Origin of the sequence: Nocardia sp. NPDC004604, assembly GCF_040609795.1 — a bacterium.
Classification (GTDB): Bacteria; Actinomycetota; Actinomycetes; order Mycobacteriales; family Mycobacteriaceae; genus Nocardia.
This window is the reverse complement of record NZ_JBEXLC010000258.1, coordinates 1-6,580: the sequence shown is the minus strand read 5'-3', so window position 1 is coordinate 6,580 and position 6,580 is coordinate 1. Positions and strand designations below refer to the sequence as shown.

Genomic DNA, 6,580 nt, shown 5'->3' with positions numbered 1-6,580 from the left:
GGGGCGCGACGTTCGGCGATGAGCCTGACCGGCGGGTTCGCCGTCGGTGCCGGTGTGGCGGGGGTTCTTGCGCAATGGGCTCCGCTGCCGAATACGCTGGCATATCTGATCAATGCCGTGCTGTGTCTGGTCGCAGCGGCCTGGGTGGCTCGGGCACCGGAAACGTTATCGTTGCAGCATAATTCGGGTCGATTGATCGATGATCTGAAGGTTCCGGCGGCCGCGCATCGCCGATTCCGGTGTGTTGCATTGCCGGTCGCGCTGTGGCTGTTCACCTCTGCCGCAACGGCTTACGCAGTCATGCCCACACTGATGGCGCCGAAGGTGCACGATGCTCCCATCGCGTTCTCCGCGTTCATCACAGTGGTCACCCTCGGCTGCGGTTTCGCCATCCAATCGGCGGCCCGCCGGATCGATCGGCCCGGCACGGCTCGTGCCGCAGTGGTTGCGCTGGCACTGGTGGCCTGCGGAATGGTCACGGCCGCATGGGCTTGCGCCACATTGGCCATGCCGCTCACGATTGTCACCGCCGTCGTGCTCGGCGCTGGCTATGGGATCGGGCTGGTGGCCGGACTACAGGAGATCGAACGCATCGCCCGCCCCGACGACCTGGCCGGGCTGACCGCGGTTTTCTACTCCGGCAGCTATCTCGGCTTCGGTGTCCCCGCGCTGCTGGCGTTCCTGCACCAGTCGTTCGGTGTTGGCTATCCGACGATGTTCGCGGTCGCCGCCGTAGGTGCGGCCGGATGCTCGGCGCTCGTGGCCCGGAACTATCGCTCCCGATAAGAGCTCCGGTTGCCGTAGGACTTGCTGGGCCAACGGATCGGCGCGGTTGGCGGGTCCTGAGTAGTCGTTTGGCCTGGTGTCCGAGTGGTCGTTCGGCTCGGCGTGGTCGGCGGAGGCACGGCTTTCTGGTCTGGCGCGGTTGAAGTTTTCACACAGTTGATCGACATCGCGCGCTCGAAGGGGTTGATGTCGAGCCGTTCGGCGTGGTCGAGCGGTTCAGCCCGGTGGAGGGATGTCGTGGACCTGTAGGCGGGTCACGCGGTAGGCCGCGGGGAAGTCAGCAGGACCGCCACAAACGTGGAAGATGCCGATCAATGTATCGATCGGCATCTTCGGCAAGTCCGCGAGCGCGATCAGGCGCTCTTCGGCCGGTAGTGCAGTTCGGTCACACCGCACTCGAATCCGGTGGCGGACACGAGGTCGAGCCGGGTCGTGCCGCGGAAGACCGGCAGGCCCGCGGCGATCGCGGTCGGGTTGACGAACAGGTGCAGGTCGTCGATCAGGTCCTCGGCGATCAGGTTCGCGACGAGTGTGCCACCGCCGTAGACGATGATGTCCCCACCCGGCTGCGCCTTGAGCCCATTGATGGTCGCGGCGAGGTCACCGCCCGCGACGACGGTGTTCTCCCACGGCGATTCGGTCAGGCTATTGGAGATCACGACCTTGGGTGTGTTGTTCATCTTGTCGATGGCCTCCTGGGGCTCGTGTTCCGGCTTGGAGGCCCAGTGCGGGATAAAGCCCTCGGCAAGATTGCGGCCGAGCACGATGGTGTCGAATTCGGCTGTGATGGCGGCGATGCGGGCGGCGAAGTCATCGGACCACGGGAAGGTCATCCAGTCCATCTCGCCGTTCGGGCCGGACATGTACCCGTTGATGGTGGTCTGAACCTGGAGCTTGAGCTTGCGCATGGGCGGTACTGCCTTCCGGTTGTCGCGGGTCCGTGCGGCCCGCTGTTGTCTGTGCCTTCAGTTTGGCCGGAACCGTTTTCGGAATGTTTACGGTTTCACTCCGGACCGGAATCAGCGCTGATAGCGGCGCGAGGTGTATACCCGGGTGCCCTGCTCGGACTCGATGACGGCGGTGGTGGACGCTCCGATGATCAGCAGGGTGCGCATATCGACCTCGGCCGGATCCAGCTCAGCGAGAGTCACGACGCGGACGGATTCGGTGGGCCCGCCGACATCGCGGCCGAGTACCACCGGGGTGTCGGGCTTGCGATGCTCGAGCAGTACGTCACGCATCGCGGCGACCTGCCAGGTGCGCTGGCTGGAGGCCGGGTTGTAGATCGCGATCGCCATATCCGCCTCGGCAACCGCCGAAAGTCGTCGCGCGACGACGTCCCACGGCTTGAGCCGATCCGAAAGCGAGATCATCGCGTAGTCGTGACCGAGTGGCGCGCCGACTCGACTGGCGACGGCATTGGCCGCGGTAAGTCCCGGCAACACCCGCACCGGCACCCCGCGCCACTGCGGATCGGCGGATTCCTCCAGCACCGCCGCCGCCATCGCGAACACCCCGGGGTCACCCGAGGATACGACGACGACCTTGGCTCCCTGCTTCGCGAGATCCAATGCCATGGCGGCACGCTCGGATTCCACCCGGTTGTCACTGGCATGCCTGCGCTGCCCAGGACGCGACGGCACCCGATTGATGTAGGTCGTGTATCCGACCAGATCGGTCGCCTCGGCAAGTGCGCGTTCGACCTCGGGCGTGGTCCACTCGGGCGAGCCCGGACCGAGCCCGACCACCACGACCTCGCCGAGCCCCGAGGCGGGGTCGGTGGCAGTTACGTCGCCGCCCCCTGCGTCGGATCCCGAATCGGTGACATCCTCCCGACTGAAAACGTGTGCCGCCGAATAGACATCCGAGGCACCTGAATTCTTAAGGCGCAGTGGGGTTGTCGGCTGGGGGCCGGGGACGAGGGTGATGGCGAAATAGGGTACGTCCGCATCGTCGACCTCGGCGGCGGTGAGGACGCGTTCGCGAGTGCTGCTCGCGCGCTCGACATAGTAGGCGTCGGCGAGGCGGCCGGAGTCCGAGAGAGCCTGGCGCACAGCGGGATAGGTGCGACCGAGCTTCATGATGGCGGCGGCGTCGGTATCCCGAAGGCGGCGGGTGAGTTCATCGGTGGGCATGGTGCCGGGCAGGACGGTCAGTACCTGTTCGCCCTCGACCAGCGGCGTGCCGAGGGCGGCCGAGGCTGCGCTCACCGAGGTGATGCCGGGGATGATCTCGGCCTCGAACCGGCCGGCCAACCGGCGGTGCATATGCATATAGGAGCTGTAGAAGAGCGGATCGCCCGCAGCGAGCAGCGCGACGGACCGGCCAGCCGCCAGATGTACGGCGAGGCGTTCGGCGGCTTGTGCATAGAACTCGTCGATGGCGCCCTGATAGCCGCCGGGGTGATCGGTCGTCTCGGTCGTCACCGGGTAGACCAGGTGTTCCTCGAGTTGGTCCGCACGCATATAGGGCGCGGCGATGGCGCGCGAGATGCTGCGACCGTGCCGCGCGCTATGGAAGGCGATGACATCGGCCGCCGCGATCACCCGCGCCGCCTTCACCGTCACCAGCTCGGGATCGCCAGGGCCGAGCCCGACACCCCACAACTTCCCGCTGCTCATTCCTGTTCGCTCGCAATCGCATTCAGCGCCGACGCGGTAATGGCACTGCCACCCCGCCGTCCACGCACGGTCAGATACTCGACCCCGCCGAATTCGATCAGCGCGTCCTTCGATTCTGCGGCCCCGATGAACCCGACCGGAATCCCGAGGATCGCGGCAGGCCGCGGCGCCCCCGCATCGATCATGTCGAGCAGATGGAACAGCGCGGTCGGCGCATTCCCGATCGCGACCACCGCGCCATCGAGCCGATCCCGCCACAGCTCCACCGCCGCCGCAGAGCGCGTATTCCCCATCGCCGCAGCCAATTCCGGCACCCGCGGATCCGCAAGCATACAGATCACATCATTCTCAGCAGGCAGCCGCTTACGCGTCACCCCAGACGCAACCATCTGCGCATCACAAAGAATCGGAGCCCCACCCCGCAACGCCCCGCGCGCCGCCGCCACCACCCCACTCGAAAACGCCACATCCCCCGCCAGATCCACCTGCCCACACCCATGGATCATCCGCACCACCACCTGCGCAACATCCCGCGGAAACCCACCAAGATCCGCCTCCGCCCGAATAGTCGCAAACGACCGCCGATAAATCTCGGCCCCATCACTCAGGTACCAACCACCCATGCGCCCCACCCTAAAAGCCCCCCACCTCCCCCAAACCCCCGGGGCACATCCAGCGAGAAGAATGCGCTGATGCAGGTAAACGTCGAGTAGGTGCCTGCATGAGCGCATTCTCGACGATCAGGTTCTTGGGCGTTCGAGGATTCGGGACATGACTATGGAGGAGCGGGTACGGCCTACTCGGGTGTTTTCGCGGATTCGTTCTACTGTGGATTCGATTTCGGCCATGTCGGTGGCCATTACGTGGACCAGGGCGTCTGCCTCGCCTGCGATGGTCCAGACGCCTATTACCTGGGGGATGGGTTCTAGGGTGCGGCGGAGTTCGGCGGGGGTGATGTTGTCGCGGTAGTAGACCTCGACGTAGGCCTCGGTGGTCCAGCCCAGTGCGGCGGGGTTCACGAGTGCGGTGAAGCCGGTGATCTGGCGGCTGGCGACCATCTTGTCTACGCGGCGCTTGGCCGCGGGGGCTGAGAGTCCGACCTTCGCGCCGATCTCCTGGAAGGAGGCGCGCGCGGACTTGAGCAGATGGGCGAGGATTCGCCGATCGATGTCGTCCACGCCACACTCGCTCTCTCGTCGCACAATGATTCGCTGAATCCGGTCGATCATGCGCAATGAATCGTTGTTTCTGACGCAATAGTAGGCGAATTACCTTCGTGGCAGCGGAACGATCCGCGCTACCTCCGGGAGACACGTTGACCTCTGTAACCACGCTCCGCATCGAGCCCGCACGGCAGCCGACCCAACGGCAGTTCGTGATGTGCCGTCCGGATCATTTCGACGTCTTCTACTCGATCAATCCGTGGATGAATCCACAGGAACCCGTCGATCGCGCACTCGCGCTATCGCAATGGGAGGTGCTGCGTGCGACCTTCGAGCAGTACGGTCACCGCATCGAGGTGGTGCCGGGTGAGCCGGGGCTGCCCGATATGGTTTTCGCCGCGAACAGCGGTCTGATCGTGGGGGATCGGGCGATGTCGGCGCGATTCACCCATCCCGAGCGGGCTGCCGAAGGTCCCGCGTATCACCGCTGGTTCGCCCAGCGGGGTCTGACGGAGTTGGTCGGTGCGCAGGAAGTCAACGAGGGTGAGGGCGACTTCCTGCTCGTAGGTGAGCGCATGCTGGCCGCGACCGGATTCCGGAGTTCGATTGCCGCGCACCGCGAGGTCGAGCACTACTTCGACCTTCCGGTCGTTTCCCTCCAACTCGTCGATCCGCGCTTCTACCACCTGGATACGGCGCTGATGGTGCTCGATGACAGCAATGTCGCCTACTTCCCGCCCGCGTTCAGCGCCGAAAGCCAGGTCATCCTCGCTGGTCTGTTTCCCGACGCCATCCGCGCGACCGACGCCGACGCGGTGGTCCTCGGTCTGAACGGCGTCTCCGACGGTCTGAACGTCTTCATCAGCAGCCGCGCCGACAATCTGGCGTCGGAGTTGCGCGGACAGGGTTACAACCCGGTGGGTGTGGACCTGTCGGAACTGCTCAAGGCTGGCGGTGGCGTGAAGTGCTGCACCTTGGAGATCCATGACGATCCGCGCCGCGCGCCGACCGCGGTTGCTTCCTGAAATATTCAGCGCGAAGGGCTTTCGTGCAATGACGCACGATCGCTCCCGGGCTCGAGGACCGGCGCTGCGCATCGAGTGGTGGCGGCTCGGCCGACCGGAACATTCGAGGCGGTCCAAGGGGCTGCATGCCTCGAAGCGGTGTCAGAACGGGAGTTTGGTGCGCCAGGCGCTGACCTCCGGATCGGCCAAGGGGTGGGCCTCGGTGACGAACTTGAACAGCAGGAGCGCGCCGGTGATCTGCAGGATAGCGAGGGGGATTTCGCCGACGCAGGCGATGGCGATGGAGAGCCAGACGTCGCGGGGGTTCGCGGTCGTGATGTCGAACCAGGCATCGACGAGCAGTAGCAGGCCGGTGCCGAATGCGGGTAGTAGCAGCAGTTGCCTGCGCTGCCAGCCGAGGTAGGCGGTCATCGCCATCATGATGACCAGCAGACTGTCGAATCCGACCCAGGTGAGCGGCCAGTTGTGGGCCTGATAGTCGGGCGGCAGCGACACTGCGAGGTACGCGATCCACGGGATCAACACGATCGATCCGCCCACCATCAAGGTCAACCGCACTCGCCGATGGATCCGCACGATCTCCGGCCGCGGCAGCACCCGCTCCGGCGGCAGCTGCAGTCGCCGAATCAATGCTCGCCGCTCGTCGGCGGACATCGCGTCGATCTCCTCATCACTGAGCCGCCAAATCGTCATCGGAATACTCCCTCCGTGAGTCAGCCGCTGAGCTCACCGTGCCACGGGCAGAGCCCGAGATCCAGCGACCCGAGTGGCGTCGGTGCTGGACCGGATGGGCGCGGAGTTGTGAAAGGGCGCGGTCGGCATATCGCGTAGACACGGGCGACGCGATCCAATTGTCATCGGAGCATGTGAGTTGGCCGCTGCGTTCACGAACCGGGTCCGTGATCCGCGGCGGCGCATCGTGATCACCGGACAGCTCGGTCAGGGCAAGAGCTGTTTCGTCAATGCGCTGTTGAACCTCGAGATC

At 65.3% G+C, this 6,580-nt stretch carries 7 protein-coding genes; 2 read left to right on the top strand and 5 right to left on the bottom strand.

Annotated features, from left to right (window positions below; all coding sequences use genetic code 11):
• Positions 1-786 (top strand): MFS transporter (locus ABZW16_RS42545; protein WP_354961845.1); only part of this gene is annotated, 786 nt, incomplete at its 5' end.
• 353 nt (positions 787-1,139) lie between these two features.
• Here ABZW16_RS42545 and ABZW16_RS42540 read toward each other — a convergent pair.
• The 4 genes from ABZW16_RS42540 to ABZW16_RS42525 all read right to left on the bottom strand — a co-directional run bounded on the left by ABZW16_RS42540 (position 1,140) and on the right by ABZW16_RS42525 (position 4,585).
• A complete protein-coding gene (locus ABZW16_RS42540; protein WP_354961844.1) occupies positions 1,140-1,694 on the bottom strand; it encodes a dihydrofolate reductase family protein in 555 nt (184 codons plus the stop codon).
• 111 nt (positions 1,695-1,805) lie between these two features.
• Positions 1,806-3,407 (bottom strand): precorrin-3B C(17)-methyltransferase, encoded by a 1,602-nt coding sequence (gene cobJ, locus ABZW16_RS42535; RefSeq protein WP_354961843.1) that lies wholly within the window; start codon positions 3,405-3,407, stop codon positions 1,806-1,808.
• On the bottom strand, positions 3,404-4,030 hold the full coding sequence (locus ABZW16_RS42530) for a precorrin-8X methylmutase (RefSeq protein WP_354961842.1): 627 nt from the start codon (positions 4,028-4,030) through the stop codon (positions 3,404-3,406). Before ABZW16_RS42530 ends, cobJ begins: the two co-directional genes overlap by 4 nt.
• Positions 4,031-4,147: 117 nt before the next feature.
• On the bottom strand, positions 4,148-4,585 hold the full coding sequence (locus tag ABZW16_RS42525; protein ID WP_354961841.1) for an Lrp/AsnC family transcriptional regulator: 438 nt from the start codon (positions 4,583-4,585) through the stop codon (positions 4,148-4,150).
• A 137-nt stretch (positions 4,586-4,722) separates the two neighbouring features.
• Here ABZW16_RS42525 and ddaH point away from each other — a divergent pair, with 137 nt between their 5' ends.
• Positions 4,723-5,595 carry a dimethylargininase gene (gene ddaH / locus ABZW16_RS42520; protein ID WP_354961840.1) on the top strand — a complete coding sequence of 291 codons (873 nt, stop codon included), beginning with the start codon at positions 4,723-4,725 and terminating at the stop codon, positions 5,593-5,595.
• A gap of 141 nt (positions 5,596-5,736) precedes the next feature.
• On the opposite strand, the gene ABZW16_RS42515 is transcribed toward ddaH, so the two are convergent.
• Positions 5,737-6,288 carry a hypothetical protein gene (locus ABZW16_RS42515; RefSeq protein ID WP_354961839.1) on the bottom strand — a complete coding sequence of 184 codons (552 nt, stop codon included), beginning with the start codon at positions 6,286-6,288 and terminating at the stop codon, positions 5,737-5,739.
• Positions 6,289-6,580 lie beyond the last annotated feature (292 nt).

Bases quoted from the DNA above. Each gene is read 5' to 3' on its own strand.
- ABZW16_RS42530 (WP_354961842.1), bottom strand. From the start codon at position 4,030: ATGGGTGGTTGGTACCTGAGTGATGGGGCCGAGATTTATCGGCGGTCG.
- ABZW16_RS42515 (WP_354961839.1), bottom strand. From the start codon at position 6,288: ATGACGATTTGGCGGCTCAGTGATGAGGAGATCGACGCGATGTCCGCC.
- ABZW16_RS42540 (WP_354961844.1), bottom strand. From the start codon at position 1,694: ATGCGCAAGCTCAAGCTCCAGGTTCAGACCACCATCAACGGGTACATG.
- cobJ (WP_354961843.1), bottom strand. From the start codon at position 3,407: ATGAGCAGCGGGAAGTTGTGGGGTGTCGGGCTCGGCCCTGGCGATCCC.